The organism is Streptomyces olivaceoviridis (genome assembly GCF_014650115.1).
Classification (GTDB): Bacteria; Actinomycetota; Actinomycetes; order Streptomycetales; family Streptomycetaceae; genus Streptomyces; species Streptomyces olivaceoviridis.
The window spans coordinates 79,410-103,331 of sequence record NZ_BMUI01000022.1 but is presented as its reverse complement, the minus strand read 5'-3'; the positions used below and the strand labels follow the sequence as shown (position 1 = coordinate 103,331).

Here is a 23,922-nt window from a genome sequence, read left to right as displayed (position 1 = left end):
GGACGCGTGAGCCGTCGCCGTTTCCCGTGGCTGTCGTCCCTCGTGGTCGCGACCGGCGCCGTGCTCACGGTGGTGCCGTTCCTCGACATGGTGATGACGTCCTTCAAGGGCCCCGGTGAGTCCGGCACGCTGCCGTACCGGTTCCTGCCCCAGGCGTTCGACCTCTCCAACTACCGGGCGGCGGTCCGCCAGTTGGACCTGCCGGTGCTCTTCCGCAACAGCGTGGTCGCCACCGCGCTGATCACCGGGTCGGTGCTGCTCACGTCGTCCCTCGCGGGCTACGCGCTCGCCAAACTGCGCTTCCCCGGACGGGACTTCGTCTTCCGCCTCGTGCTGTCCACGATGATGTTCCCGCCGTTCCTCTTCTTCATCCCGCACTTCCTGATCCTGGTGCACTGGCCGCTGGCGGGCGGCAACGACCTGTCCGGGCGCGGCGGTGCCGGCCTGACCGTCAGCATCGCGGCGCTCGCCGTGCCGTTCCTCGTCAACGGCTTCGGGATCTTCCTGACCCGCCAGTTCATGGTCGCGATCCCGGACGAGGTGCTGGAGGCGGCGCGCATCGACGGGGCCGGCGAGTTCGCCGTGTGGTGGCGGATCGTGGTGCCGCAGACCAAGCCGGTCCTGGTCACGCTCGGGCTGCTGACCTTCGTCGACGCCTGGAACGAGTACATCTGGGCGCTGCTGGTCTCGACCGCCAACCCGGACGTGATGACCCTGCCCGTCGGCATCCAACTGCTCCAGGACCACGTCGACCCGGCCCGCACGATGCCCATCGTCATGGCCGGCCTCGTCCTGAGCATCCTGCCGGTCCTGCTCCTGTTCCTGCTGCTCCAGAAGTACTACATCAGGGGCGTCATGCTCAGCGGCCTGAAGTGACCCCGGCCCCGCCGCCGTCCCCGGACAGCACAGCTAGAGCCCCACGATCCCGTTCCACCGTCGGGTGAACTCCGGGCGTTCCGTGGAGGTGATGTCGCGGGCGACGGCGAGGCGGCGGCGCATGCCGGAGTCCGGGAAGATCAGGGGGTTGTCGGCGAGGGCGGCCGTCTCCTCGTCCTCGGCGGCGGCCAGGACCTCGCGGGCCGCCGGGACCGGGCAGACGTAGTTCACCCAGGCGGCGAGCCGGGCGGCGACCTCGGGGGCGTAGTAGTAGTCGATCAGGCGCTCGGCGTTGGCCTTGTGGCGGGCCCGGTCGGGGATCATCAGGGAGTCCGACCACAGTTCGGCGCCCTCCTCGGGGACGACGAACCGGATGTCGGGGTTGTCCGCCTGGAGCTGGATGACATCGCCGGAGTACGCCTGGCAGGCGAGGACGTCCCCGCTGACCAGGTCCTTGGTGTAGTCGTTGCCGGTGAACCGGCGTATCTGGCCACGGCGGACCTGCCGCTCCACCTGGTCGCAGACCCGGTGGAAGTCGTCCGCGGTCCACCGGGTGATGTCGACGCCGTTGCCCTGCATGAGCAGCGCGAACGACTCGTCCAGGCCGGACAGCAGGGTCACGCGTCCCTTGAGGTCCTCGGCCCACAGGTCGGAGACCCGGCGTAGGTCGCGGCCGAGCGCGCGGCGGTTGTAGGCGATGCCGGTGATGCCGGACTGCCAGGGCACGGTGAACCGGCGGCCCTTGTCGAAGGCGGGCGTGCGGAGCAGCGGGTCGAGGTGCCGCGCCACGTTCGGCTGGTGGGCGCGGTCCATCTCCTGGACCCAGCCGAGCCGGACGTACCGGGCGCACATCCAGTCGCTGATGACGACCAGATCGCGGCCGGTGGAGCGGTGGCTCATCAGCGCGGGGCCGACCTTGCCGAAGAACTCGTCGTTGTCGTTGATCTCCTCGACGTAGTCGACGGAGATCCCGGTGCGCTTCTCAAATCCCTCCAGCGTGGGCCGCCGGCCGGGGTCGTCATCGTCGGTGTCGATGTAGAGCGGCCAGTTCGCCCAGGTCAGCTTCTTGTCGCGCGCGGAGTCGTCGGCGGCGGCCCGGTCACCGGGCGCCACATAGGCCGCGGGCACCCCGCAACCGGCGAGGGCACCGAGCACGGCGGTGCCCCCGAGGGCGGCGAGGAGGGAACGGCGGGACAGCGGGGGCTTGCGGGGAGCAGTCCGGAACACCCCGGAAGCATGCCGTCCCACCGCGTCCACGGACAATCGGCCCAGGAGCCGTCAGCCGTCCAGCGACGTCATCACGTGCTTGATCCGGGTGTAGTCCTCGAAGCCGTACGCCGACAGGTCCTTGCCGTAGCCGGACTTCTTGAAGCCGCCGTGCGGCATCTCGGCGACCAGCGGGATGTGGGTGTTGATCCACACGCAGCCGAAGTCGAGCTTCTTGGACATCCGCATGGCGCGGGCGTGGTCCTTGGTCCACACCGAGGACGCCAGGGCGTACTCGACGCCGTTGGCCCACTCGACGGCCTGGTCCTCATCGGTGAAGGACTGGACGGTGATGACCGGGCCGAAGACCTCGTTCTGGATGATCTCGTCGTCCTGCTTCAGGCCGGAGACGACGGTCGGGGCGTAGAAGTAGCCCTTGTCGCCGACCTGCCGGCCGCCCGCCTCGACCTTGGCGTGGGCGGGGAGGCGCTCGATGAAGCCGGAGACCTGCTTGAGCTGGTTGGGGTTGTTGAGCGGGCCGAACAGCACGTCCTCGTCGTCCGGCCGGCCGGTCTTCGTCTCGGACGCGGCCTTGGCGAGCGCGGCCACGAACTCGTCGTGGATGGACTCCTGGACGAGGACGCGGGTGGCGGCCGTACAGTCCTGGCCGGCGTTGAAGAAGCCGGCCACGGAGATGTCCTCGACGGCCTTGGCGATGTCGGTGTCCTCGAAGACGACGACCGGGGCCTTGCCGCCCAGCTCCAGGTGGACCCGCTTGAGGTCCTTGGAGGCGGACTCGGCGACGGACATGCCGGCGCGCACGGAGCCGGTGATGGAGGCCATGGCCGGGACGTCGTGCTCGACCATCATGCGGCCGGTGTCGCGGTCGCCGCAGATGACGTTGAAGACGCCCTTGGGCAGGATCGAGCCGATGATGTCGGCGATCAGCACGGTGGAGGCCGGGGTGGTGTCCGACGGCTTCAGGACGACCGTGTTGCCGGCGGCGATGGCCGGGGCGAACTTCCACACGGCCATCATCATCGGGTAGTTCCAGGGCGCGACCTGCGCGCAGACGCCGACCGGCTCACGGCGGATGATCGAGGTCATCCCGTCCATGTACTCGCCGGCCGAGCGGCCCTCCAGCATCCGGGCCGCGCCCGCGAAGAAGCGGATCTGGTCGACCATCGGCGGGATCTCCTCGGAGCGGGTGAGCCCGACCGGCTTGCCGGTGTTCTCCACCTCGGCCGCGATCAGCTCCTCGGCGCGCTCCTCGAAGGCGTCGGCGATCTTCAGGAGGGCCTTCTGCCGCTCGGCCGGCGTGGTGTCGCGCCAGCCCGGGAAGGCACGGGCGGCGGCCTCCATGGCGGCGTCCACGTCCGCCTGCCCGGACAGCGGCGCGGTGGCGTACGCCTCGCCCGTCGCGGGGTTGACCACCTCGGTGGTCCGTCCGTCGGCGGCGTCCCGGAACTCACCGTCGATGTAGTTGCGCAGACGACGCAGCTCGGTGCTCACTGCCGGCCTCCTGATCTGGTTCAAGCTGTCCGATCTCTGAGACACCCACCCTAGTCGGCGTACCGACGTTTTCAACACCCCCGCCGCGACCAGTTCTGCGAAATCCGCAAGGTCAGGTCTCGTAAACAACGAATTTCATCGATCGGGCCTTGCGAAACTGTCGAGACGTCGTGCACAGTGAGGCCGTGGCCAGTCGAAGCGCAGACCAGAGGGACTCGTCCCGCGAGTCCAGGAACGGCGGCAGTCCCCAGCTGGACGCCGTCTCCCTCGCCATCATCCAGCAGCTCCAGGAGGACGGCCGCCGGCCGTACGCCGCGATCGGCAAGGCCGTCGGTCTGTCCGAGGCGGCCGTGCGCCAGCGCGTGCAGAAGCTTCTGGACCAGGGCGTGATGCAGATCGTCGCCGTCACGGACCCGCTCACCGTGGGCTTCCGCCGGCAGGCGATGGTCGGCATCAACGCCGAGGGCGATGTCGAGAAGATCGCGGACGCGCTGACTGACATGTCGGAAGTCGAGTACGTGGTGATGACCGCGGGCTCGTTCGACATCCTCGCCGAGATCGTCTGCGAGGACGACGACCACCTGCTGGACGTCATCAACAAACGCATCCGGGCCCTGCCCGGCGTGCGCTCCACCGAGAGCTTCGTCTACCTCAAGCTCAAGAAGCAGACCTACATGTGGGGAACCCGATAACCGTGAGCACAAAGGACCTCAGCAAGTCCGCGTACGACCACCTGTGGATGCACTTCACCCGCATGTCCTCGTACGAGAACTCCCCCGTCCCGACGATCGTCCGGGGCGAGGGCACCTACATCTACGACGACAAGGGCAAGCGCTACCTCGACGGTCTCGCGGGTCTGTTCGTGGTCCAGGCCGGCCACGGCCGCACGGAACTCGCCGAGACCGCCGCCCGGCAGGCCCAGGAGCTCGCCTTCTTCCCGGTGTGGTCCTACGCCCACCCCAAGGCCGTCGAGCTGGCCGAGCGCCTGGCCAACGAGGCCCCGGGCGACCTGAACAAGGTCTTCTTCACCACCGGCGGCGGCGAGGCCGTCGAGACCGCCTGGAAGCTCGCCAAGCAGTACTTCAAGCTGACCGGCAAGCCCACCAAGTACAAGGTCATCTCCCGCGCGGTCGCCTACCACGGCACCCCGCAGGGCGCCCTGTCCATCACCGGCCTGCCGGGCCTGAAGGCCCCCTTCGAGCCGCTGGTGCCGGGCGCGCACAAGGTGCCGAACACCAACATCTACCGCGCCCCGCTCTTCGGCGACGACCCCGAGGCCTTCGGCCGCTGGGCCGCCGACCAGATCGAGCAGCAGATCCTCTTCGAGGGCCCGGACACCGTCGCCGCGGTCTTCCTGGAGCCGGTGCAGAACGCCGGCGGCTGCTTCCCGCCGCCCCCCGGCTACTTCCAGCGCGTGCGCGAGATCTGCGACCAGTACGACGTGCTGCTCGTGTCGGACGAGGTCATCTGCGCCTTCGGCCGCCTCGGCACGACGTTCGCCTGCGACAAGTTCGGCTACGTCCCGGACATGATCACCTGCGCCAAGGGCATGACCTCGGGCTACTCCCCGATCGGCGCGTGCATCGTCTCCGACCGGCTCGCCGAGCCGTTCTACAAGGGCGACAACACCTTCCTGCACGGCTACACCTTCGGTGGTCACCCGGTCTCCGCTGCGGTCGGCCTCGCCAACCTCGACCTGTTCGAGAAGGAGAAGCTGAACCAGCACGTCCTCGACAACGAGGGCGCCTTCCTCTCCACGCTCCAGAAGCTGCACGACCTGCCGATCGTCGGCGACGTCCGCGGCAACGGCTTCTTCTACGGCATCGAGCTGGTGAAGGACAAGAACACCAAGGAGTCCTTCAACGAGGAGGAGACCGAGCGCGTCCTGTACGGCTTCCTCTCCAAGGCGCTGTTCGACAACGGCCTGTACTGCCGTGCCGACGACCGCGGCGACCCGGTCGTCCAGCTCGCCCCGCCGCTGATCTCCGACCAGGGGACCTTCGACGAGATCGAGCAGATCCTGCGGGCCACCCTCACGGAGGCGTGGACCAAGCTCTGATCATCCGACGGGATGACCGACCCCGGCCCCGGTGCCCTCCGTTCGAGTGAGAACGGCGGCCCGGGGCCGTGTGCTGTCCGGGCTCCCGTCCGGGACCTGCCTAGCGTGCCAGTGACCGATCAGCCCAGCCTTCGTTCCCCCGGACGGGGGAACAGGCACGGGAAAACGGATCTGAACCGAGGTGTACGCCCATGGAGGCTCCGCCGGACAACGACGTGCTCTGGGCACGCTCCCTGCACTTCAGCCACCGCGACGGCTCCCCCGGACTCGCCGGGGTCACGCTCGGCGTGCGGCAGGGCGAGATCCTCGCCGTCAGCGGCCCGCGCGGCAGCGGCAAGACGACCCTGCTGCGCTGCCTGTCCGGCCTGGAGCCGGTGCGGTGCGGCGAGGTGTGGTTCAACAGCTCCCCCGTGCACACGCTCGGCCCGATGGCCCGCGAGCGGCTGCGCCGGGACCGCTTCGGGTGGATCGACCCGGAGCCGTTCCTGGTCCCCGAGCTGAACGTCTGGGAGAACGCCGCGCTCCCGCTGATGCTGCGCGGCGCCGGTCGCCGCCGGGCCAAGGTGGCCGCGCTGGAGTGGCTGGAGCGGCTGGACGTCGGCGAGAAGGCCCGCAGCCGCCCCCGCGACCTCCAGCACGCCGAACGCCAGCGCGTCGCCATCGCCCGCGCGCTCGCCCCCGGACCCACGGTCCTCTTCGCCGACGAGCCCACGGCCCCGCTGCACCGCGCCGACCGCGCCCACGTCCTGCGCACGCTCACCGCGGCGGCCCGCTCGCACGGCATCACGGTCGTCCTCGCCACCCACGACGCCGAGACCGCCGCGCTCGCCGACCGTACGGTGGCCCTGCTGGACGGGCGGCGCGTGCATACCGTGCACCTGCCGGACAGCCCCGACACGGAAGGCCGGGCCGCGTGCTCGCTCTCCGTCTGACCCGTGCCGCCCGGCCCGCCGTCCAGCTGCGCCGCCTGCTGGTGGCCGCGGCCTCGGCGGGCACCGGTTTCCTGCTGCTGTCCAGCCTCGGCCACGCCCTGAACCACCCGGAGGCCGCGACCGCCTCCGCGCTGCGCCTGGCCTGGTGCGCGGTGCCGCTCGCCGCCACGGTGTACCTCGCGCTCGCGGTCGCCCGCACCGACCCCGGCACCCGGCCGCGCCCCGGCCTGTCCGCCGTGGGCCTGGGCCCGGCCCGCCTCATGGCCGTCTCCGCGCTGACGACGGCCCTGTCCTGCACCCTGGGCTCGCTGCTGGCGCTGCTGGTCTTCCTCCACCTGCGCGGCGACCTGACGGGCATGCCGTTCGACGGCGCGGCGGCGGACGTCCTGGCGGCGGACCGCTCCCTCCCGCTCCCGGCGACCCTGACCCTCCTCGCCCTGCTCCCGGCCACGGCGACCACGGCGGTGGCCCTGGCCCTGCGCCCGAGGGACCCGGTCCCCCCGCCCCGGACCGGCCGCGGCTTCGGCCGCTTCGGGGCGTACGGGTCGTCGCCGAGGAAGGAGACGTTCGGGACGGCGGGACGCTTCAGGGGACGGGCAGCGGGATCGCGGGCACCGGCCACGGCGGACTCGCGTACCGCGGGCGGTCGTACCGCCGGGGCGACCGGCGTGGACGCCGACGCGTCGGCACCGGGTGCCGGAGCCGGCCCCGAGTCCCCCGCGCCGGCGCCGGACACCGAGGTCCAGCCCCCCGTCGGCCTCCCCTGGGGGGTGGCCCTCGTCACCGCCGGACTGGCCGTACAGGCCTACGCCGGCCGCTCCACCCCCGCGCCCTCCCTCGCCGTGCTCCTCGGCTGGCTCCTCACCGCCACCGGTCTCGTCCTCGCCACCCCCGGCCTCACCCACCTGTGCGGGCGGCTCCTCCAGTCCACCCGCCCGGGGGCACTGAGGCTGCTCGCCGGCCGGGTGCTCATGGCGGAGGCCGCCCGGATCGGCCGCCCGCTGGGCGTGGTCTGCGCGGTGGCCTCCGCCGGCTACGCCATGACCGCCCTGTACGACGGCGCCGGCCCGGCCCCCGCCTTCGGCCCGCTGTCCGCCCTCGGCGCGCTCGTCGTCGCCGGCTCCACGCTCGCCACCCTCCTCACCGCGGCCGTGGAGGCCCGCCAGTGCCGCGCCGACACCGTCGCCGCGCTGCTCCGCCTCGGCGCGCCCGCCGCGATGCTGCGTGGCGCCGCCGTCCTCCGCGCCGCCGCCCTGCTGGCCCTGTTCGGCCCGCTCACCCTCGGGATCGCCGCGCTGTCGGCGCTGCCGCTGAGCTGAAAAAAACTTCGGCGGTCGCCGATGAGTCCGACGCGGGCCGCCGGTCTACCCACCGAACGCGACGAACCGCGCACGACCCGGACGGAAGAGGCCCGCATGTACCAGCAGATGATCTTCGTGAACCTGCCCGTGAACGACCTGGACGCCTCGAAGAAGTTCTTCACGGAACTCGGCTACTCGATCAACCCGCAGTTCAGCGACGACAAGGCGGCCTCCGTGGTGATCAGCGACAGCATCGTCGCGATGCTGCTGACCAAGCCGTTCTACGCGACCTTCACCAAGAAGGAGATCGCCGACGCGACGACGACCAGCGAGGTGCTGATCTGTCTGAGCGCCGAGAGCCGCGAGAAGGTGGACGAGCTGGTCGACAAGGCCATCGCCGCCGGTGGCACGGCGAGCGGCCAGACCCAGGACCACGGCTTCATGTACGGCCGCGCCTTCGACGACCTCGACGGCCACACCTGGGAGGTCGTGTGGATGGACCCGGCGGCCGTCCAGGGCTGACCCGCGGTCCGAACATCCGTGCCAGCATGGGCGGGTGCAACCGACACCCGCCCCGCCGCACCGCGCCGCCCACGACCGCGAGATACAGTCCCTCGCCGAGTTCGACGAGGTGGTCGCCGAACACGGCTCGCTGGCCCGGTTCCGGGTCCAGGCCGTCGACCTGACCAGCCGTACGGACGTCCTGCTCCGCCTCGACACCACGGGCGCCGTCTTCCTCGGCTGCCCGATGGACCCCGAGGCCGCCGCCCGGGTCCGGGCGGCCGGGGCCCTGGTGTTCCCGCCTGTACCCGGGCTCCCGTTCGACCCGTACCGCGCCTTCCTCTACACACCCGACGAGCTGTTCGAGTCGCTGGACGCGGGGTACGAGGTGACGCCGGACGCGCGCGCCTACGCCTGGTTCCAGCGGACGAAGGCCGACGGCGACGTCTTCTCCTCGATGCTCCGCGCGATCCACGACGACGCCGTCTCCGACGCCCTGGACGAACTCCTCACCGGCGCCCGGGTGGTGGGCGTGATGGGCGGTCACGCGATGGCCCGGGGGACCGACGCGTACGCCGGTGCCGCCCGGCTCGGCCGCGAACTCGCCCGCGCCGGTTACACGGTCGCCACCGGCGGCGGACCGGGCGCGATGGAGGCCGCCAACCTCGGCGCCTACGCCGCCCCGTTCGCCGACGAGATGCTGGAGGACGCGCTCCGGCTGCTCGCCAAGGCACCCTCGTTCCGGCCGTCGGTCGGCGAGTGGGCGCGCGCCGCGTTCGAGGTGCGCGAGCGCTGGCCGGGCGGCGGCGACTCGGTGGGCATCCCCACCTGGTTCTACGGCCACGAGCCGCCGAACGCCTTCGCCGCGCACATCGCCAAGTACTTCGCCAACGCCACCCGCGAGGACGGCCTGCTGGCCCGCTCCACCGCCGGGGTGGTCTTCCTGCCGGGCGCCGCCGGGACCGTGCAGGAGGTCTTCGACAACGCGACGCCCAACTACTACGAGTCGCGCGGCGAGCCGACCCCGATGGTGCTCGTGGACAGCGGGCACTGGACGCGGGAGCTGCCGGCCTGGCCGTTGCTCCGGTCGCTGGCGCGGGGGCGGGCGATGGAGTCCCGTATCGCCCTCGTTGACCGGATCGAGCAGGCTCCGGACGCGCTCAAACGTCTGGGCGGTTAATAAGCGGGCAAAGTCAACGGCCGTTCATGGCCCGTGCGTTGACACTTCTTATGGAGCGCTTATAAACCTGGGAGCCTCCCGGGGTTGCTGGGGCCTCAGCTGTCCGTGCCTCATCCGACGCCCCAACTCCCCCTCAACCCCCCGCAATTGCACTCTGTAAAGGACAAACGTTGTCCATGACTCCGCGTAGCGTACGTCGTTCCGTGCGCGTTCTGGGTGTCGCCTCCGGGTCGGCGGCGCTGGTGCTGGGACTGGCCGGCTCCGCTCTCGCGTGCAACATCAAGGACTTCTCCGCCGAAGCCAAGTGCGACGGCGACAAGGGCGTCATCGTCGTCACCGACACGGACGCGTCCGCCAAGGACGCCACCGTCAGCGTCTTCCTCAAGGGCGTCGGCGGCGTCGAGACGAAGGTCGGCGAGCAGCCGGTCAAGGGTTCCAAGGAGGGTGCCTCGATCACCTTCTTGGAGGACTGGAAGCCGAGCGCCACCTACCGGATCCACGTCAAGGCCGGCACCATCGTCGACGAGGACATCCAGCCGGACCTGGTGACCCCGTCCACCGCCTGCACGACCGAGAGCGAGACCCCGAAGCCGACGGCCGGCACGACCCTGTCGCCGTCGCCGTCGTCGTCGCCGAGCAAGTCCGCCCCGGCCCAGCCGGCGACCCCGGCCCCGTCGGCCTCCGGGTCGAGCTCCGCCCCGGCCGGCACCGCCGAGAACGCGCCGTCCCCGGCGGCCGGTGAGTCCAACCTCGCCGAGACCGGTGCGAACTCCAACACCGGTCTGATAGCCGGCGTCGCGGCCCTCCTGGTCGTCGTCGGCGGTAGCGCCGTGTGGTTCGGCATGCGCCGCCGTGGGGCCGGCCGCAACGGCTGACCGCACCGCCGTACCGCGTCCCGGCCCGTCCCCCTGTGCCCAGGGGGACGGGCCGGGGTGCGTCAGCCGAACGAGGTCCGCTCCAGCCAGAACTCCAGCACCTCGCGGTCGCCGAGCACCTCCAGGCCGGGCGCGTCCAGCGGCAGCCGGCGGTAGAAGGCGAGCAGCACCGAGGTGAGCGGGCCGCGCAGGGCGACCGTGGCCTTCTCGTGCCCGCGCCGCCAGCTCATCCCCTCCCCGCCCAGGTCGACGATCCACTCGGCGTTCAGGGCCGGGCCGGTGTCGGTGGCGTGCAGATGGATCGAGCGCCGCGGGCCGCGCAGATCCCGTGCCGCCTCGTGGGGCGTGTTGCCCTGCACCCACTCCACGAGCTGGAGCCACTCGTCCAGCGCGTCCGCCGCGATGTCCGGCGCCACCTCGTAGGGGAGCCCGGCGGCGAGCGCGGCGTCGGCCCGGTGCACGGTGATCTCGCAGGCCGTGCGGCGGGCCCAGAAGCCGGCGTTCAGCACCCCGGACCACGGCCACACCCCGGTGTCGGGGCCGGCCTCGCGCAGCGCGCCGACGACCAGGCCGCCGGTGTCGGCGAGCCACCGGTCCAGGGCCGCCGCGTCCCCGCGCTCCCGCGGACCGGCGCCCAGCGGCACCTCCTCCGGCGGGATGTTCTCCTGCCGCCGGGGTGCGCACCAGGGCGTCCACCCAGCGCAGGGCGCCCCCCGTATGGCGTACGAGGTCTTCCAGCGACCAGTCGGGGCAGGTCGGCACGGTGGCGGACAGGTCGGCGCCCGAGGTCACCACTGCTCTCAACTGCTCGACCTGCTGGGCGATTTCGTCACAGTAACGGTCATGCGTGAGCAAAGGCATGGCCTCACCCTAGGGGCGCGTCGATCAGTCGAGCACGACGGTTTCGGCCACGTCGAACTCCACACCGACCGACGCGCCGGGCTCCGGCGCGTCCCGGAGCGGGCAGGCCGCCTCCAGTCGCGGGCCGTCCGCCGGCTGGAGGTGGACGGCCACATGGGTGCCCTTGAAGGTGCGGGCGGTCACCGTGCACGCCAGGCCCTGGTCGGCGGGCACGAGCCGGACACCGGCCGGGCGGACGAGGACCGTGCGGTGGCCCTGCGCGGAGCCCTCGGGCACCGGCAGCTTGCCCCACGGGCTGTCGGCGACCGTGCCGGCGACGGTCGCCGGGACCACGTTCTCGAAGCCGAGGAAGCGGGCCACGAACGCGTCGGCGGGCCGCTGCCACACCTCAAGCGGCGTCCCGGACTGGGCGATGCGCCCGTCCCGCATCACCACCACCCGGTCGGCCAGCGCGAACGCCTCTCCCTGGTCGTGGGTCACGGCGAGCACGGTCGTCCCCAACCGGCCGAACAGCTCGCTCAGTTCGACCACCAGCCGCTCCCGCAGGGAGCGGTCCAGCTGGCCCAGCGGCTCGTCCAGCATCAGCAGCCGGGGCCGGGGCGCGAGCGCCCGGGCGAGGGCCACGCGCTGCTGCTCGCCGCCGGACAGCGAGGCCACCGCCCGCCGGGCGGCGCCGGGCAGCCCGACCAGCTCCAGCAACCGGCCCACCTCGACGTCCCGTTCGCCCTTGGCGACGCCGTGCATGCGCAGCCCGAACGCCACGTTCGCGCCGACGTCCCGCTGCGGGAACAACTGGTGGTCCTGGAACATCAGTCCGACACCCCGCTGGTGCGCGGGTACGCCCGTCTGGTTCCGGCCGTCGAGCAGGACGCGCCCGCCGGACAGGGGCTGGAGCCCGGCCACGGCCCGCAGCAGCGTGGACTTGCCGCTGCCGCTGGGGCCGAGGACGCACACCACCTCGTGCTCGGCGACATCGAGGCCGACGGTGTCGAGCACGGCCCGCCCGCCGAAGCGCACGGTCGCGGCATCCAGGCTCAGCAGCATCTAGAACTCCCCCGTCCGGTCGGTCCGCAGCCGCTCCAGGATGAGCAGCGCGGCGGCGCACACCACCATGAGAATCGTTGAAAGGGCCATCGCCTGGCCGTAGTTGAGGTCGCCGGGACGGCTGAGCAGGCGGGCCACCGCGACCGGGAGCGTCGGGTTGTCGGGCCGGGCGATGAACACGGTGGCCCCGAACTCGCCGAGCGACACGGCGAACGCGAACCCGGCCGCGACCAGCAACGCCCGCCGCACCAGCGGCAGATCCACCTCCCGCCACACCCGCCAGGGCGACGCGCCCAGCACGGCCGCCGCCTCCCTGAGCCGGACGTCCACCGCGCGCAGCACGGGCAGCATGGTCCGTACGACGAACGGGGCGCCGACCAGTGCCTGGGCGAGCGGCACCAGGATCCAGGACTGGCGCAGGTCCAGCGGCGGCTTGTCGAGCGCGATCAGGAAGCCGAAGCCGACGGTCACGGCGGAGACGCCGAGCGGCAGCATCAACAGCGCGTCGAAGCCCCGCACCAGCCGTCCCGCGTCCCGCCGGGCCAGCGCGGCGGCGGCGAGACCACCGATCACCACGGCGATGGCGGTGGCCGCGACCGCGTACTCCAGCGAGGTCCACACCGCGTGCACGGGCGCCACCAGGAACGTACCGCCGTCCGCGTGGGTCAGCGCCCGGTAGTAGCCCAGGCCGGGCGCGTCCAGGGAGCGGCGGACGAGGACGGCGAGCGGCAGGACCAGCAGCAGCGCGACGACGACGAGGACCGAGGCGAGCAGGGTCCACTGTCCGGCGCCGCGCGGGCGCCGGGCGGTCGCCTTCGGGTCCACGAGCCGCAGCGCGGTCTCCCGGCGCCGTACCGTCCAGGCGTGCACGGCGAGGACCGCGCCGACCGCCGCGAACTGGACCAGGGTGAGGACGGCGGCCGTGGACAGGTCGAAGACCTCCGAGGTCTGCCGGTAGATCTCCACTTCGAGGGTGGAGAAGGTGGGGCCGCCGAGGATCTGCACCACACCGAAGGAGGTGAAGGTGAACAGGAACACCATCAGGGCGGCGGCGGCCACGGCGGGCGCGAGCGCGGGCAGGGTGACCTTCCGCCAGGCCGTCAGCGGGGAGGCGCCCAGCATCCGGGCGGCCTCCTCCTGCCGGGGGTCGAGCTGCGCCCACAGCCCGCCCACGGTTCGCACGACGACCGCGAAGTTGAAGAAGACATGGGCCAGCAGGATCGCCCACACCGTGGTGTCCAGCCGTACCCCCCACAGCTCGTCCAGCAGCCCGCCCCGGCCGACCAGCGCGAGGAAGGCGCTGCCCGCGACGACGGTCGGCAGCACGAACGGGACGGTGACGACGGCCCGCAGCAGGTGCTTGCCCGGGAAGTCGAGGCGGGCGAAGACGTAACCGGCAGGCAGGGCGAGCAGCAGGGTGAGCGCGGTGGAGGCGAGCGCCTGCCAGGTGGTGAACCACAGCACGTGCCGGATGTCCGGCTGGGTGACGATTTCCGCGATCCGCCCGAGGTGCCAGGCGCCGTCCGTCTTCAGCCCGCGCGCGACGATCGCGGCCACGGGCCAGGCGAAGAACAGCGCGAAGAACCCGACGGGCAGGGCCATGAGGCCGAGCCGCGTCGCGTTTCCCCGCCGGGAGCCGGTCGCCCGGGAGCCGCTCGCTCCGGTCACTTCGGCTCCTTCGGATGCTCTGTCTACTTCAGTACGAGTGACGTCCACGACTTGACCCACTGGTCGCGGTTGGCGGCGATCTTGTCCGGGGCCACGGTCTCGGGGTCCTTGGCGGCCGGCCCGTACTTCGTGAAGTCGGCGGGGACGGCGGCCCCCTCCACGACCGGGTAGACGAACATGTTCAGCGGCATGTCCTGCTGGAACTCCTTGGTGAGCAGGAAGTCGAGGAACGCCTTGCCGCCCTTGGTGTTCTTCGCGTTGCTCAGCAGCCCGGCGTACTCGGTCTGCCGGAAGCAGGTGCCGTACGCCACCCCGGTCGGGGCGGTGCTCGGCCGCTTCTTGGCGTAGATCACCTCGGCGGGCGGGGAGGAGGCGTACGACACCACGAGCGGCCGGTCACCGCCCGCCTTCCTGCCTTCGGAGGAGCCGGAGAACTCCTGGTAGTACGCCTGCTCCCAGCCGTCGACGACCTTGACGCCGTTGGCCTTCAGCTTCTTCCAGTAGCCCTGCCAGCCCCCGTCGCCGAACTGCGCGGCACTGCCGAGCAGGAAGCCGAGGCCCGGCGAGGAGGTGGCCGCGTTCTCGGTGACGAGGAGGTTCTTGTACGCGGGCTCGGCAAGGTCGGCGAAGGACCGCGGCGGCGTCAGCTTGTGCGCGCTGAACCAGGCCTTGTCGTAGTTGACGCAGATGTCGCCGGTGTCGACGGGCGTGACGCGGTGCTTGTCCTGGTCGACGCGGAACTCGGGCCGGACCGTGTCGTACCCCTTGGCCTGGTACGGCTGGAAGAGCCCGTTGTCGAGTGCCCTGGACAGCAGGGTGTTGTCGACGCCGAAGAAGACGTCGCCCTGCGGGTTGTCCTTGGTCAGCACGGCCTTGTTGACGGCCTGTCCGGCGTCGCCGTCCTTGAGGACCCTGACCTTGTACCCGGACTGCTTCTCGAAGTCCTTCAGCACGTTCTTGGAGACGGCCCACGAGTCGTGGCTGACGAGCGTGACGGTCTTGGAGTCCGAGGACGACTGAGCGTCCGACGTACCGCACGCGGACAGGCCGATCAGGCCGAGCCCGACCGCCACGGCCACGAAGGTCTTGTTGTGCACTGGATGTCCTCCTGGGGTGGGCCAGGAAGAGACGCGGCCCTGCCCGGGCTCCGCTGGGGAGACCCGGGCAGGGCGCAACAGCTTGAGTGATGACCGAACTTCCTACCCAGAATGACCTGGGCGAGGTTCAGAGGGTCTGCGGCCCGGTGCCGCACTCTCAGCGCTGTGGCGCTCCCCTGTCGGAATATGAAGATATGTGGACGGGGTCAGATTACCGCTCGGTGGCCGCGAGCTGACCGCAGGCCCCGTCGATCTCCTGTCCCCGGGTGTCCCGGACGGTGACGGGCACACCGTGCGCCGCGATGGCCTCCACGAACGCCTTCTCGTCCTCCGGCCGCGACGCGGTCCACTTCGACCCCGGCGTCGGGTTCAGCGGGATGAGGTTGACGTGCACGGGCTTGCCCTTCAGCAGCCGCCCGAGCCTGTCGCCCCGCCATGCCTGGTCGTTGATGTCGCGGATGAGCGCGTACTCGATGGACAGCCGGCGCCCGGACTTCTCGGTGTACTCGAACCCGGCGTCCAGCACCTCGCGCACCTTCCACCGCGTGTTCACGGGGACGAGGGTGTCGCGCAGTTCGTCGTCGGGGGCGTGCAGCGAGATCGCGAGGCGACACTTGAGGCCCTCGTCGGCGAACCGGTGGATGGCCGGCACGAGTCCGACGGTGGAGACGGTGATCCCGCGCTGCGAGAGACCGAGGCCGTCCGGGGCCGGGTCGGTGAGCGCCCGGATGGCGCCGACGACCCGCTTGTAGTTGGCGAGGGGCTCGCCCATCCCCATGAAGACGATGTTGGACAGCCGCGCGGGCCCGCCGGGCACCTCGCCGTCCCGCAGCGCCCGCATGCCGTCCACGATCTGGTGGACGATCTCCGCGGTGGACAGGTTCCGGTCCAGCCCGGCCTGCCCGGTCGCGCAGAACGGGCAGTTCATACCGCACCCGGCCTGCGAGCTGATGCACATGGTGACCCGGTCCGGGTACCGCATGAGCACGGACTCGACCAGCGTCCCGTCGAACAGCCGCCACAGCGTCTTGCGCGTGGTCCCCTGGTCGGTGGACAGATGCCGGACGACGGTCATCAGCTCCGGGAACAGCGCCTCCTGGAGCTTGGCGCGGGAACCGGCGGGGATGTCGGTCCACTGCTCCGGGTCGTGCGCGTACCGCGCGAAGTAGTGCTGCGAGAGCTGCTTGGCACGGAACGGCTTCTCACCGATCCCGGCCACGGCGTCCTTGCGCTCGGCGGGCGTGAGGTCGGCGAGATGCCGCGGCGGCTTCTTGGCTCCGCGCGGCGCGACGAAAGTGAGTTCTCCGGGCTTGGGCATGGTCTTACCAGTGTCGCAGATCCACACGGGTGGCCCGGCGGGTGTGTGACGCGGCCGTTCCTAGTCGCCGTCGGTGTCCCCGCTCCGGTTCCGGCTCCGGCTCTTCTGGGCGCTGCTCACCAGTTCGCCCGCGCCGCGCGTGAGGGCCGCGACGATCCTGACCCAGCGCGGGCCGCCGCGCTCCGCCCACACCACGCACACGCAGCCGCCGATGACGAGCACCAGGACGCCGAGCAGTAGAAAGATCATGTTGCCCCCTGTGTTCCCGCGTACCTTGCCATGCGACGTGTCACCACGTCACGGGCAGGGTCCTCGGCCCGCGGATCAGCCCCCGCCGTTGGAACTCCACCTCCTCGGGCGGCACGGCCAGGCGGATGCCGGGGAAGCGATTGAGTACGGCGCCGATCATGACCTCGGCCTCCATGCGGGCCATGACGGCGGCCAGGCAGTGGTGCGGGCCGTGCCCGAAGGCCACGTGGGCCAGGTTGTCGCGGTCGAAGTCCAGGGCGTCCGGGTCGGGGAAGACCTCGGGGTCGCGGTTGGCGGCGAGGTAGGCGTTGTAGACGACGTCACCGGCCCGGATCAGCCGGCCGCCGACCTCCACGTCCTCCGTGGCGACGCGGGGGATGCCGACGCCGTTGCGGTGCGGGACGTAGCGGAACAGCTCCTCCACGGCCCGGGGCAGCAACTCCGGCTCGCGGCGCAGCCGGTGGAGGTGGCCGGGGTGGGTGAGCAGCGCGTACATCATCGAACCGCTGTTGTTGCGGACCGCGTGGCCGCCGCTGACCTGGACGGCGATGGCGAGGGAGACCGCCTCGTCGTCGGTGATCTCGCCGGCCTCGGCGGCCCGCGCCAGCACGCCCGCAAGATCGTCGCGGGGGTCCGCTCGGCGCCTTCGGAGCAGTTCGGTGATCCGGGCCCGGGTGGTCCGAGCCGCCTCCCTGGCCCGCTCCTCCGAATCGGCTCCCGCGGACAGCAGGGCCTCGCCCGTCGCGGCCCAGCGGTGCCAGTCCTCCTCCTCCACGCCGAGGAAGTCGCGGAGCACGGCGATCGGGAAGGGGCCGTGCAGGTGTTCCATGAGGTCGGCCGGGGCGCCGGCGCGTTCCATCCCGTCGAGCAAGGCCTCGGCCCTGCGCTCCGCGAGCGGTCGCAGCCGCCGCATGCTCGGCCCGGTGAACGCGCGGGCGACTACCCCCCGCAGCCGGGTGTGCCGGGGCGGATCGATGTACTGAAGGCCCGCCGTCTGCGAGGCCACCGGCACCGGGCGCATGGTGGTGACGGCGCGGCCGACGACCTGTTCCCGGGAGAAGCGCGGGTCCGAGGTGACGAACCGGACGTCCTCGTACCGTGTGACCAGCCACGCGCACCCCTCGCCGTACGGCAGCCTGATCCGCGCGACCGGCTCCTCACGTGCCAGCACGTCCAGAAACGGATCGGGAACGAGCGCGGGCAGATCCTCGACGGGCCAGAACCGGATGGGCGGGGGTGGCGGGGTGGGGACCTGGCCGGGGCCGGGGTCGGACGGGGCGAGGGCCGGGTCGGACGGGGCGGGCGTCGGGTCGAGGGGCATCGGCTCACTCCCTGCTGCGTCGCCGGGCGGCGGTGGAACGGCCGTCCTCTGAGGGAGTCTGCCGCGCGTCGGCACCACCCGCCGACTCCTGCTGCGGCATCCGGGTGCGGAGGTGTCCGAGCACGGCGCCGGCCGCCGACGCCCGCTGCGGCGTCGGGGGGCGGAGGTGTCCGAGTCGGCGGGGCGGGGTGGTCCGGGTACGACAACGGCCCCCGCCCTGTTCAGAGGCGGAGGCCGAAGAGACGTACCGTACGGCTCACGTGGAGCCGACGAAGATCACCATCAGCAGCCACACCACCGGCGCCGTGGGCAGCAGCGAGTCGAGCCGGTCCATGATGCCGCCGTGCCCGGGAAGCAAGGTGCCCATGTCCTTGATGCCCAGGTCCCGCTTGATCATGGATTCGCCGAGGTCGCCCAGCGTGGCGCTGGCCGCGACCGCGAGGCCCAGCAGCAGGCCCTGCCACCAGATGCCGCCGTCGATCAGGAACTGCATGCACAGCGCGCCGGCGACCATCGCGAACAGCACCGCGCCCAGCAGCCCCTCGCGGGTCTTGCCGGGGCTGATGCGCGGCGCGAGCTTGTGCTTGCCGAAGCGCCAGCCGACCGCGTAGGCGCCGGTGTCGCTCACGACCGTCAGGAGCAGGAAGGTGAGCACCCGCCAGGGACCGTCGTCGGCGGTGAGCATCATCGCGACGAACGTGGCCAGGAACGGCACGTAGAACGCGGCGAAGAGGCCGGCCGTGACGTCCCTGAGGTAGTTCTCCGGCGGCTCCGTCATCCGCCAGACCAGCGCGGCCAGCGCCGTCAGCGCCATGGCGACCCACGCGCCCCCGGCCCCCCGCGCGTAGCCGGCGACGACCATCGCCGCGCCGCCGACCGCGAGCGGCACCAGCGGCGCCTTGATGCCCTTGCGCTCCTGGAGCCTGCTGGTCAGCTCCCACAGGCCGACGACGACGGCGACCGCGATCACGCCGACGAACACGGCCTTGACGATGAACAGGGACGCGACGATCACCACACCGAGCCCGACGCCGACGCCTATGGCCGCGCTCAGGTCACGGCCCGCGCTCTTCTTCTGCGGCGCTGGCGCCGGCTGCGGGACGTCGGGCATGGGCTCCGGGTTCTGGGTCTCGGCCGGGAGTTCCCGGACCTGGAACGTCTCGTCTCGGAACAAGGGGCCGCTCAGTCGAGCGGCCCCCCGGTCGTCGTCCTGGTCTCCTCCGCCGTACGCGGGGGCGTCGGGCACGATGGACATGGGGCGAGTCTGCTGCGCCTCAGGCGCATCGTATGCGGGACCCGCCGGGCCGGCCCCCGGGACAGGCTGGGCGGGCCCACCGCCGGTGGGCCCCCAGTACCCGGCCTGGCCCGCCGCTGGCGGCGCCCCCCAGGAAGAGTCGCTCATCAGACTTCGAGCAGCTCCGCTTCCTTGTGCTTGAGGAGCTCGTCCACCTGGGCGACGTACTTCGCCGTGGTGTCGTCGAGTTCCTTCTCCGCGCGGCGGCCCTCGTCCTCGCCGACCTCGCCGTCCTTGATCAGCTTGTCGATGGCGTCCTTGGCCTTGCGGCGCACCGAGCGGATCGAGACCTTGGCGTCCTCGCCCTTGCCCTTGGCCACCTTGATGTACTCGCGGCGGCGCTCCTCGGTCAGCTCGGGGAACACCACCCGGATGATGTTGCCGTCGTTGCTGGGGTTGACGCCCAGGTCGGAGTCGCGGATGGCCTGCTCGATGTTGCGCAGAGCGCTCTTGTCGAACGGGGTCACGACCGCCATGCGCGGCTCCGGCACGGAGAACGAGGCCAGCTGGTTGATCGGCGTCGGGGCACCGTAGTAGTCGGCCACGATCTTGTTGAACATCGCCGGGTGCGCACGGCCGGTGCGGATCGCGGCGAAGTCCTCCTTGGCGACCACGACGGCCTTCTCCATCTTCTCCTCGGCTTCGAGGAGGGTCTCTTCGATCACCACTTGCTCCTGCGTGTCTTGAGTAAGGCCCGGCTGCGGTTCCTGAACTCGGTCGGCGGCCGGCTGCGTCGCGTCTTCTTCCTGCACGGTTCCCGACCGGCAGGACATTGTCCATCCCCCGGCCGGGGTCCGGCCCCCTCACAGGGCCGCACATCACCGGCCGGGTTGGTCCCGGGTCAGTCCCGGCTGTCCTGGTCACCCACCAGCGTGCCGATCTTCTCACCCTTGACGGCGCGGGCGATATTGCCCTCCGCGAGAAGCTCGAAGACGAGGATCGGGAGCTTGTTGTCGCGGCACAGCGTGATGGCGGTGGCGTCGGCGACCTTGAGGTCGCGGGTGATGACCTCGCCGTAGCCGAGGGCGTCGAACTTGACGGCGTCGGGGTTGGTCTTGGGGTCGGAGTCGTAGACCCCGTCCACGCCGTTCTTGCCCATGAGCAGCGCCTCGGCGTCGATCTCCAGGGCGCGCTGGGCGGCGGTGGTGTCGGTGGAGAAGTAGGGCATGCCCATACCGGCGCCGAAGATGACCACGCGGCCCTTCTCCAGGTGGCGCACGGCGCGCAGCGGGATGTACGGCTCGGCGACCTGGCCCATGGTGATGGCGGTCTGCACGCGCGACTGGATGCCCTCCTTCTCCAGGAAGTCCTGGAGGGCGAGGCAGTTCATCACGGTGCCGAGCATGCCCATGTAGTCGGAGCGGGCGCGGTCCATGCCACGCTGCTGGAGTTCGGCGCCGCGGAAGAAGTTGCCGCCGCCGATGACGACCGCGATCTGGGCGCCGTCGCGCACGACGGCCGCGATCTCACGGGCGATCTTGTGCACCACGTCCGGGTCGACGCCCAGGCCCCCGCCACCGGAGAAGGCCTCTCCGGACAGCTTCAGCAGAAACCGGCCGCGCACTTTGCCGTCGTCGCTCTTCTGGGCCTTGGTGGTCATGGGGATCCCAACTCTTTCACGTGTTGCACATACGAAGAAGGCCATTGCCGATGGGGTTGCTTTTCGCTCCCATACGCGGCAATGGCCTCCTCGTCAGATCTGCTGCCGTCCGCCCCACCCCGGGGTGTGGCGGTGTGCGCGGACGACTGCGGTCGACCCTATCGGGATTTCCTCGTGGATTTCTCCGGGGGTCGCGCGTCGATCGCGGTACGGACTCAGATGCCGACCTTGATGCGCGAGAAGCGCTTCAGGGTGACACCGGCCTCGTCCAGCACCTTCTGGACCGACTTCTTGTTGTCGAGCGCGTACGGCTGGCCGAGCAGCGTGGCGTCCTTGAAGAAGCCGTTGAGGCGACCCTCGACGATCTTGGCGATCGCGGCCTCGGGCTTGCCCTCGGCGCGGGTGGTCTCCTCGGCGATGCGGCGCTCGGACTCGACGACGTCGGCCGGCACGTCCTCCTTGGAGAGGTACTTCGGCGCGAAGGCGGCGATGTGCTGGGCGACGCCCTTGGCGACCTCGGCGTTCGGCTTGTCGAGCTCGACCAGGACACCGATCTGCGGGGGCAGGTCGGGCATGGTGCGGTGCATGTAGGCGGTGACGTAGCCGTCGGCGAACTGCGCGAAGCGGTCCAGGACGATCTTCTCGCCGAGGTTGGCGTTGGCCTCGTCCACGAACGCCTGGACGGTCTTGCCGGGCTCGATCTCGGAGGCCAGCAGGGCCTGGAGGTCGGCCGGGTTCGTCTTGGCGACGTGCTCGGCGATGGCGTTGGCCACGGCCTGGAACTTCTCGCCCTTGGCGACGAAGTCCGTCTCGCACTTCAGCTCGACCAGGACACCGGAGGAGTTGTCGTCGGCGATGATGGAGACCACGGCGCCGTTCTCGGCGGAGCGGCCCTCGCGCTTGGCGACGCCCTTCTGGCCCTTGATGCGCAGCGCCTCGACGGCCTTCTCGACGTTGCCCTCGGCCTCGTCCAGCGCCTTCTTGCAGTCCATCATGCCGGCGCCGGTCAGCTCACGGAGCTTCTTGACGTCGGCGGCGGTGTAGTTCGCCATGAGTCTGTGAGTCTTTCTCGAAGTCTGGTTTAGATCCGCACGGTCGCGACCCACATGTAGTCGCGGACCGCGTACGTCGTGCCGACCTACGGGTGAACAGCGGGGGCGGAGTCATGTCCCGCCCCCGCCGTCGAACGCTGACGGATCGGCGTCAGGCCTGCTCGGCCTCGGCGGCCGGGGCCTCGGCGACCGGAGCCTCGGCGACCGGAGCCTCGGCGACCGGAGCCTCGGCGGCCGGAGCCTCGGCAGCGGCCTCGGCCGGCTTCTCGGCCTCGGCGGCCGGAGCCTCGTCCTTCTTCTCACCTTCGAGCAGGTCACGCTCCCACTCGGCGAGCGGCTCGCCCGCGGCCTTCTCGCCCTTGTCGCCGGTGGCGACGCCGGAGCGGGCGATGAGGCCCTCGGCGACGGCGTCGGCGATCACGCGGGTGAGCAGGGTGACGGAGCGGATCGCGTCGTCGTTGCCCGGGATCTTGTAGTCGACCTCGTCGGGGTCGCAGTTGGTGTCGAGGATCGCGACGACCGGGATGTTCAGCTTCCGGGCCTCACCAACGGCGATGTGCTCCTTCTTGGTGTCCACGATCCAGACGGCGCTGGGCACCTTCTGCATCTCGCGGATACCGCCGAGGGTCTTCTCCAGCTTGGCCTTCTCGCGCGAGAGCACGAGAAGCTCCTTCTTGGTCAGACCGGACGCGGCGACGTCCTCGAAGTCGATCTGCTCAAGCTCCTTGAGGCGCTGCAGACGCTTGTAGACGGTCGAGAAGTTGGTGAGCATGCCGCCCAGCCAGCGCTGGTTGACGTAGGGCATGCCGACGCGGGTGGCCTGCTCGGCGATGGCCTCCTGCGCCTGCTTCTTCGTGCCGACGAACATGACCGTGCCGCCGTGGGCGACGGTCTCCTTGACGAACTCGTAGGCGCGGTCGATGTACGACAGCGACTGGAGCAGGTCGATGATGTAGATGCCGTTGCGCTCGGTGAAGATGAAGCGCTTCATCTTCGGGTTCCAGCGACGGGTCTGGTGACCGAAGTGGACGCCGCTCTCCAGCAGCTCCCGCATCGTGACGACGGCCATGGCCGTTCTCCTTGGTGTTCTCGGTTGTGCCGCGTCCGCCGGACGGCGGACACGCCTGACGCCCGCGATGCGCCGTGCCGCGAAGGACCGAGGGGCGCTTGGTACGAACCGTTGCCGGCCGTCGTACCGGGGCGTGCGAAGTCGACCCGGTGACCCGGATCGCCAGAAGAAGTGTACGGGACCGGCGAGGCACCGGGTGACGCCGCTGTCCACAACCGGCGAATGGTCCACAGGCCGGGCCACGATCGGCGGATGTGCGCGACGGTGTCGGCATGCGACGAACGATGCGATGCGCGCTGCTGTGGCCGGCGCTGGTCCTGGGTTTGGCGGCGGTCCTGCTCACGCCTCTGGCCTGGGCGGACACGCCTCCGGTGGTGCCGCCGCGCCCTCCGACGACCCCGGTGCCGCCGGTGGCCCGCGCCTGGCCGGTCGGTGTCCGCCCACCGGTCCTGCGGGGCTGGGAACCACCGGCGACGGTGTACGGCCCCGGGCACCGGGGGGTGGATCTGGGAGCGCCGGCCGGGGCGCCCGTACGGGCGGTCGCACCGGGCCGGGTGGTGTTCGCCGGGCGGGTGGCGGGGCGGGGCGTGGTCTCGGTGGAACTGCGGGGGACGGATCTGCGGACGACGTACGAGCCGGTGCGGGCGTCGGTCCGGAAAGGGCAGGAGGTGGGGGCGGGGGCGGTGGTCGGGGTGGTGGAGCCGACGGGGTCCCACTGCGGGACACGGACGTGCGTGCACTGGGGTCTGCTGCGGGGTGACGCGTACGTGAACCCACTGTCCGTGCTGCCACCGTGGCTGCTGGGCGGGGGGCCGTCGAGATTGCTGCCGGTTCTGTCTTAGCGGGGTGGGCTGCGCCGCGGCTGCGGGGTGGCTTCGCCTTGGCCGCGGGTTCGGCTTCGCCTCGG

23 protein-coding genes and 1 pseudogene are annotated in these 23,922 nt (G+C 71.2%); 9 read left to right on the top strand and 15 right to left on the bottom strand.

The features are described from left to right. The first annotated feature begins 6 nt into the window (after positions 1 to 6). Complete coding sequence (locus tag IE273_RS32450) at positions 7 to 876, top strand: carbohydrate ABC transporter permease (protein WP_189818721.1); 870 nt, start codon at positions 7 to 9, stop codon at positions 874 to 876. A 33-nt stretch (positions 877 to 909) separates the two neighbouring features. Here the strand turns inward: IE273_RS32450 and IE273_RS32445 are convergent, their stop codons facing one another. Continuing rightward, a complete protein-coding gene (locus IE273_RS32445) occupies positions 910 to 2,103 on the bottom strand; it encodes a polyamine ABC transporter substrate-binding protein (RefSeq protein ID WP_189818720.1) in 1,194 nt (397 codons plus the stop codon). 51 nt (positions 2,104 to 2,154) lie between these two features. Then, positions 2,155 to 3,594: a gamma-aminobutyraldehyde dehydrogenase gene (locus IE273_RS32440; protein WP_189818719.1), complete on the bottom strand. Its 1,440-nt coding sequence runs from the start codon at positions 3,592 to 3,594 to the stop codon at positions 2,155 to 2,157. A 170-nt stretch (positions 3,595 to 3,764) separates the two neighbouring features. On the opposite strand from IE273_RS32440, the gene IE273_RS32435 reads away from it, so the two are divergent. From IE273_RS32435 to IE273_RS32405, 7 genes are all read left to right on the top strand, one after another. After that, on the top strand, positions 3,765 to 4,286 hold the full coding sequence (locus tag IE273_RS32435) for an Lrp/AsnC family transcriptional regulator (RefSeq protein ID WP_189818718.1): 522 nt from the start codon (positions 3,765 to 3,767) through the stop codon (positions 4,284 to 4,286). Positions 4,287 to 4,288: 2 nt separating this feature from the next. Further along, positions 4,289 to 5,653, top strand: coding sequence for an aspartate aminotransferase family protein (locus IE273_RS32430; RefSeq protein ID WP_189818717.1), 1,365 nt, complete (start codon positions 4,289 to 4,291; stop codon positions 5,651 to 5,653). 191 nt (positions 5,654 to 5,844) lie between these two features. Continuing rightward, complete coding sequence (locus tag IE273_RS32425; protein WP_189818716.1) at positions 5,845 to 6,585, top strand: ABC transporter ATP-binding protein; 741 nt, start codon at positions 5,845 to 5,847, stop codon at positions 6,583 to 6,585. Next, entirely contained in the window at positions 6,567 to 7,904 is a 1,338-nt protein-coding gene (locus IE273_RS32420; protein WP_189818715.1) for a hypothetical protein, read from the top strand. The genes IE273_RS32425 and IE273_RS32420 overlap by 19 nt, the downstream gene beginning before the upstream one ends. Before the next feature lie 96 nt (positions 7,905 to 8,000). After that, complete coding sequence (locus IE273_RS32415; RefSeq protein WP_189818752.1) at positions 8,001 to 8,408, top strand: VOC family protein; 408 nt, start codon at positions 8,001 to 8,003, stop codon at positions 8,406 to 8,408. Between the two features lie 34 nt (positions 8,409 to 8,442). Continuing rightward, entirely contained in the window at positions 8,443 to 9,567 is a 1,125-nt protein-coding gene (locus IE273_RS32410; RefSeq protein WP_189818714.1) for an LOG family protein, read from the top strand. A gap of 176 nt (positions 9,568 to 9,743) precedes the next feature. Continuing rightward, the gene (locus IE273_RS32405; RefSeq protein WP_189818713.1) at positions 9,744 to 10,442 is read left to right on the top strand and encodes an LAETG motif-containing sortase-dependent surface protein; all 699 of its coding nucleotides are present in this window, start codon (positions 9,744 to 9,746) and stop codon (positions 10,440 to 10,442) included. Between the two features lie 62 nt (positions 10,443 to 10,504). Here IE273_RS32405 and IE273_RS45310 read toward each other — a convergent pair whose 3' ends face one another. The 13 genes and pseudogenes from IE273_RS45310 to rpsB form a co-directional block, all read right to left on the bottom strand. After that, complete coding sequence (locus IE273_RS45310) at positions 10,505 to 10,801, bottom strand: hypothetical protein (protein ID WP_373309426.1); 297 nt, start codon at positions 10,799 to 10,801, stop codon at positions 10,505 to 10,507. Between the two features lie 141 nt (positions 10,802 to 10,942). After that, a pseudogene (locus tag IE273_RS45305) lies at positions 10,943 to 11,303 on the bottom strand (maleylpyruvate isomerase N-terminal domain-containing protein); the annotation flags it as partial. Positions 11,304 to 11,327: 24 nt separating this feature from the next. Further along, complete coding sequence (locus tag IE273_RS32395) at positions 11,328 to 12,347, bottom strand: ABC transporter ATP-binding protein (RefSeq protein WP_189818712.1); 1,020 nt, start codon at positions 12,345 to 12,347, stop codon at positions 11,328 to 11,330. Further along, positions 12,348 to 13,949: an ABC transporter permease gene (locus IE273_RS32390; protein ID WP_189818751.1), complete on the bottom strand. Its 1,602-nt coding sequence runs from the start codon at positions 13,947 to 13,949 to the stop codon at positions 12,348 to 12,350. It abuts the gene before it with no gap. Between the two features lie 89 nt (positions 13,950 to 14,038). Continuing rightward, positions 14,039 to 15,112, bottom strand: a complete 1,074-nt coding sequence (locus tag IE273_RS32385; protein WP_189818711.1) for a thiamine ABC transporter substrate-binding protein — start codon at positions 15,110 to 15,112, stop codon at positions 14,039 to 14,041. Between the two features lie 211 nt (positions 15,113 to 15,323). Next, entirely contained in the window at positions 15,324 to 16,430 is a 1,107-nt protein-coding gene (gene rlmN / locus IE273_RS32380; protein WP_014675289.1) for a dual-specificity RNA methyltransferase RlmN, read from the bottom strand. 60 nt (positions 16,431 to 16,490) lie between these two features. Beyond that, on the bottom strand, positions 16,491 to 16,679 hold the full coding sequence (locus IE273_RS32375; RefSeq protein WP_189818710.1) for a hypothetical protein: 189 nt from the start codon (positions 16,677 to 16,679) through the stop codon (positions 16,491 to 16,493). A 40-nt stretch (positions 16,680 to 16,719) separates the two neighbouring features. Further along, on the bottom strand, positions 16,720 to 18,000 hold the full coding sequence (locus IE273_RS32370; RefSeq protein WP_189818709.1) for a cytochrome P450: 1,281 nt from the start codon (positions 17,998 to 18,000) through the stop codon (positions 16,720 to 16,722). Positions 18,001 to 18,256: 256 nt separating this feature from the next. Continuing rightward, complete coding sequence (locus tag IE273_RS32365) at positions 18,257 to 19,402, bottom strand: phosphatidate cytidylyltransferase (protein ID WP_189818708.1); 1,146 nt, start codon at positions 19,400 to 19,402, stop codon at positions 18,257 to 18,259. Continuing rightward, positions 19,402 to 19,959 (bottom strand): ribosome recycling factor, encoded by a 558-nt coding sequence (frr, locus tag IE273_RS32360; protein WP_014675285.1) that lies wholly within the window; start codon positions 19,957 to 19,959, stop codon positions 19,402 to 19,404. The genes IE273_RS32365 and frr overlap by 1 nt, the downstream gene beginning before the upstream one ends. Positions 19,960 to 20,135: 176 nt before the next feature. Then, positions 20,136 to 20,894 carry a UMP kinase gene (gene pyrH / locus IE273_RS32355; protein ID WP_171152412.1) on the bottom strand — a complete coding sequence of 253 codons (759 nt, stop codon included), beginning with the start codon at positions 20,892 to 20,894 and terminating at the stop codon, positions 20,136 to 20,138. A gap of 215 nt (positions 20,895 to 21,109) precedes the next feature. Continuing rightward, positions 21,110 to 21,946, bottom strand: a complete 837-nt coding sequence (gene tsf / locus IE273_RS32350; protein WP_014675283.1) for a translation elongation factor Ts — start codon at positions 21,944 to 21,946, stop codon at positions 21,110 to 21,112. A 151-nt stretch (positions 21,947 to 22,097) separates the two neighbouring features. Continuing rightward, entirely contained in the window at positions 22,098 to 23,015 is a 918-nt protein-coding gene (gene rpsB / locus IE273_RS32345) for a 30S ribosomal protein S2 (protein ID WP_189818707.1), read from the bottom strand. Positions 23,016 to 23,287: 272 nt separating this feature from the next. Between rpsB and IE273_RS32340 the strand changes: the two genes are divergently transcribed. Continuing rightward, a complete protein-coding gene (locus tag IE273_RS32340) occupies positions 23,288 to 23,857 on the top strand; it encodes a M23 family metallopeptidase (RefSeq protein WP_189818706.1) in 570 nt (189 codons plus the stop codon). Positions 23,858 to 23,922: the final 65 nt, after the last annotated feature.